Origin of the sequence: Kitasatospora sp. NPDC057512 (assembly GCF_042802135.1) — a bacterium.
Lineage (GTDB): Bacteria > Actinomycetota > Actinomycetes > Streptomycetales > Streptomycetaceae > Kitasatospora.
This window is the reverse complement of record NZ_JBHVET010000799.1, coordinates 1-3,622: the sequence shown is the minus strand read 5'-3', so window position 1 is coordinate 3,622 and position 3,622 is coordinate 1. Positions and strand designations below refer to the sequence as shown.

4 protein-coding genes are annotated in these 3,622 nt (G+C 67.3%); 3 read left to right on the top strand and 1 reads right to left on the bottom strand.

Annotation, left to right across the window (positions count from 1 at the left end):
• Positions 1-101 precede the first annotated feature (101 nt).
• Complete coding sequence (locus ACFU6K_RS33920) at positions 102-686, bottom strand: hypothetical protein (protein ID WP_380669656.1); 585 nt, start codon at positions 684-686, stop codon at positions 102-104.
• A 278-nt stretch (positions 687-964) separates the two neighbouring features.
• Between ACFU6K_RS33920 and ACFU6K_RS33915 the strand changes: the two genes are divergently transcribed.
• Genes ACFU6K_RS33915 through ACFU6K_RS33905 form a run of 3 tightly spaced genes read left to right on the top strand, consistent with a single transcriptional unit; the run spans position 965 to position 2,963 of the window.
• On the top strand, positions 965-1,309 hold the full coding sequence (locus ACFU6K_RS33915; RefSeq protein WP_380669654.1) for a hypothetical protein: 345 nt from the start codon (positions 965-967) through the stop codon (positions 1,307-1,309).
• Positions 1,302-2,093: a hypothetical protein gene (locus ACFU6K_RS33910; RefSeq protein ID WP_380669652.1), complete on the top strand. Its 792-nt coding sequence runs from the start codon at positions 1,302-1,304 to the stop codon at positions 2,091-2,093. The genes ACFU6K_RS33915 and ACFU6K_RS33910 overlap by 8 nt, the downstream gene beginning before the upstream one ends.
• A 24-nt stretch (positions 2,094-2,117) precedes the next feature.
• On the top strand, positions 2,118-2,963 hold the full coding sequence (locus tag ACFU6K_RS33905; protein WP_380669650.1) for a transporter substrate-binding domain-containing protein: 846 nt from the start codon (positions 2,118-2,120) through the stop codon (positions 2,961-2,963).
• Positions 2,964-3,622: the final 659 nt, after the last annotated feature.

Here is a 3,622-nt window from a genome sequence, read left to right as displayed (position 1 = left end):
TGTTTTGTCGCGGCCGTTTTGCCGTGGCCGCCGAGGGCCCGCGCGAATCCGCGCGGGGCCCTCGGCGTTTGTGCTGGTCAAGGTGGGTGCGTGGGGTGGGGTCAGGGTTCGGTGCTGTGTCGCCTGGGGGTCCAGTTGCCGGGCTTGTTCGGGGTGTAGCGGTTGGTGGGGCGGCGGCGGGCGGGCTGGGTGGCGGTTTGGAGGGTGTCGAGCCAGGCGGCGAGTTTGCGGTGGTTGGCGTGGGCGAGCTGGAAGGCGAGGAGGAGGGACTGGGCGGCGTGGCCGCGGACGCGGCGGGTGCGGGAGCGTTCGAGGCTGCGGGGTTTGATCGGGCAGGCGGCAGTGGGGTGGGTGCCGGCGGCCGGGCGCAGCAGGCGGCGGGCGCCGCGCTGGTCAGGGGCGGCTTTGGGGTGCAGGCGGTAGGCGGGGCGGGCGTCCACGCGGTGGCGCCAGGTGGTGCGGTCGATCTTCTTGTTGAGGAGGTCGGCGGTTGCGGTGATCAGCGGGGCGGGGATGTTGGGGCAGTACCAGGTGCCGTCGACGAGCAGGGCGCCGGCGTGGCTGCCCTGGATGCCGAGCTGGTCGCGGCGGTAGTCCCAGATCGGCCGGTAGCCGAGGTCGAGCAGGGGGATGTGGAAGGTTTCGGGCAGGGCGGTGAGTTCTTCAAGGTCAGCGGGAGTCGCCATTCCGCCGAGGTCGGGGGGAGCCACCTCCGTCGGTAGCGTCCCGCAGCCTGCAACGGCCTGAGCAGGGCAGCCCCTTTCGGTTGCCGCCTTGAGGCTCGGAAGATTGCTCCCGGCCTCGCCGAAGTTCTGGCTCTGGATCGTGTCGATGAACTCACCGGGCGTCAACCAGTCGGATTGAAGCCATGCCCCCGGCCGCTCCCGCGCGCTAGTGTCTTATGCCGTGTCATTCATCCTTCATGGGGGGGTGTGAGCAGGACGTGACTCGTTGGCAGAAAATTGTGCTCGTCACAGCCGGGTCGGTGGTCACCGTCTCGACGCCGATGGTCTGGCTCCTGGGTGATCCGGACACCGGGCAGTTGGTCGGCGCCTCGGTCCAGGCCGGGGCCGGAATCGCGGCGCTGCTCCTGCCCGTGCTGTGGCGGCAGGACCGGCAGGACCGCCCCGCTCTGCGGGCTGAGGCCGTCAACACGGGCAAGGCCGTCGCGAACGGTGGCGGCTCCGCGAACAGCGGCGTACGACTGGGCGGGAACGCGGGCGGCGTCGCGTCCGCGCGGGCCGAACGGACCGGTGACGCCACCGCCGAGGGCGGCGGCACCGCCAACTCAGGAGTCACCGATGCCTGATCCGGTGGTCGACGGCGAAGGCCACCCCAAGGAACCGACGGCGTCGGCGTCCGATACGGGTGCCGCGCGGGCGAACGACGGCGGTACGGCCATCAGCGGGACCGTCGTCGGCAGCAACGTCAACAGCCGCATCTACACCCTGTACTTCTGGGGTCGCGCCGCCAGCTGGAGCCTCCCGACGGTGCTCATCGGGCTAGTCGCCGTCGTGACGCTGGTACGCCAACCACAAGGCCGTATAGGGCAGTTCACGCCGGTGTACTTGCTGCTGGGCGCCGCGCTGCTGGCATCCGTACTCCTGACGATGCTCGCGGGAGAGCAAGCCGGCCGGGGCGACTTCTTCCGGTCCGGACTCAGGCTGCCCGCCGCATTCTTGTTGTGCCTGGTCGCCGCCGGGGCCGGACTGCTGTGGATGGGATATCTCCGGGACCACGGCGAAGTGGACGTCGCCGGTGGGCACTTCCGGGTCGAGAATGCCACCGAAGTGGGGGACGGCGAAGGGGCGACCCTGGTGGTCGACGCCGACGGGATGAAACGCGACGGCATGAAGGTCACGGTCTCCATCGGGCAACGCGTGCGGAACGGGGGATCCTGCGCGGCCGCGACCACGCTCGGCGTGGCACTCGAAGGTAAAGACGTGCAGAGCGCCAACCGCTCCCTCGAAGACGGGGATACCGCCGACCTGCGGCTTGACGGCGGAAGCGAGATCCGGGTCCGCCTCATCGTCCACACGCAAAAGGGATGTCAGGTGAACCTCGGAGTCACCAAAGTTCTTCTGTACGGGTGATCTGTACGAGTGAGGGGTCATGGGATGAGCGCGTGGCGAACTGCCAGGCGGGTGGTGGCGGGACTCGGGGCGCTGGCATTCCTCGCGACGGCCACGGCATGCGGTGAAGAGCCCAAGAAGTTCCTCGGCCTCACGCGTGTCAACGTCGCGTACAAGCATGACCAGCCAGGCACCTCCTACTGGGACAAGGGGAAACATTCCGGATTCGACTGGTATGTGGGAGCCTATGTCACCCAGCAGTTGAAGGTCGCCCACTCTCCCAAGCTGGTCACGTCCGACGTGCGCGAGACCGAGATCACCGAGAGATTGGCCGACCTGGTGATTGCCACCTACTCGATCACTCCGGAGCGCGAGGAGAAGGTCGCCTTCGTCGGCCCGTACGCCGTGACGGAACAGGGCTACATGGTCATGCCAGGGGCGATCAAGTCGGAGAGTGACCTCAAGGACAAGAACATCTGCACGATGACGAGCACGACCGCCGCCGAAAACCTGGAGCGCCAGGGTTTGAAAAAAATCAAGCAGGTGCCGAATGCCTCGACATGTGTGGATCTGCTGCTCCACGGAGAGACGGACGCCTTCTTCATGGACGAGATGATTCTCTATGGATTCCAAGCGGCGAATCCAGACAAGGGCCTACATATCTTCAAAGGCAAGGCCGGGCAGCCGCAGTTCTACGGCATCGGCATGCCCAAGGGGCATCTGAGAGACTGCGAGGACCTGAAGAAGATCGTCAAGGCATACGTGCAGAGCAGCCAATGGACAATGGACTTCGCGGCGGCACTACGGGAGTTCGCGAACGGGCACTCGGCCGAGGTGGACGGATACCGGCCCAACGCTGAACTTCTCGACAAGCTTTCATGCAAGGGGTGAGGGCCTGACCGCCGAGGCCGTACCCCGCCAGGTCGGCAGGGTGTGGGAGGAGTTCAGTGACGCCCGAACAGCCCTGCGGGAAGGTCGTCACCCGCTCGATCCCCTCCTGCGGGGGAGTCCGGAGGCCTGGAACTCGCTCTACCGGGCTCGTCCCGAGGAGATCGTCCTTCCGGTGGACGCGCAGGAGGTGGGGGCTGCGGTGGTGTACGCACGTGAATGGGGCCTTCCCTTCCGCATCTGCGCAGGCGGCCTGCTTCCTCTACGAGGTGCGGCGCCCCGACTGAGGGGCGGCGGAATGCGGAGAGCGTTGCGACGCTCTCGGGTGTCGTCGGCCGGCTGGTCAGCGGACGTCGAACGAGGCCGCCATCCGGTGGGGATTCACCGGGTCGGACTCGTGGCGTCCCGACGGGCGACGGGTCCGTACCCGCCGTCCCGGACGTCACCCTGCGGGCGGGGGACCGGCTGCCATCCCGCCCCTGCGGCCGACCGCGTCACCCACTTGGGAAAGGATCATCTTCCGCCTGGGAGAGTTGTCCATCGGACCTCTCATTGCCGCTGGTCAGCGAATTCTGTCGGTACACCACAGCGAACGGCCGGTTGATCTTCAGATCAACCGGCCGTTTTGTTTTGTCGTGACCGCTTTGTCGTGACCGCCGGGG